The 275-nt window shown below is 55.6% G+C and carries 1 protein-coding gene; it reads right to left on the bottom strand.

Going from position 1 to position 275, the window contains the following annotated elements:
* Positions 1-275 (bottom strand): endonuclease III domain-containing protein (locus tag ACTHSL_RS13590; protein WP_440381720.1); only part of this gene is annotated, 275 nt, incomplete at both ends.

Genomic DNA, 275 nt, shown 5'->3' with positions numbered 1-275 from the left:
CCTACGGGAGGCAGCAGGAAACAGGCCGGACATTTGGGTTTCTTGGCCGTGCAGATCTGCCGACCGTGTAAGATGAGTTGGTGGGAAAATTTGGTCCACTGGGCTGGCGGCACCAATTCCATGAGATCGAACTCGATTTTGACCGGATCCTTATTGGTGGTCAAACCGAGCCGCTGGGAGACCCGCCCAACGTGGGTATCCACGACAATTCCGGGGATACCAAAGGCGTTGCCTAAAATGACATTGGCGGTTTTCCGGCCGATACCCTGGTAGTC

The sequence above is a fragment of the Neisseria sp. P0008.S010 genome (assembly GCF_051962715.1).
GTDB classification, from domain to species: domain Bacteria; phylum Pseudomonadota; class Gammaproteobacteria; order Burkholderiales; family Neisseriaceae; genus Neisseria; species Neisseria elongata.
This window is presented reverse-complemented; position numbering and strand designations above follow the sequence as displayed.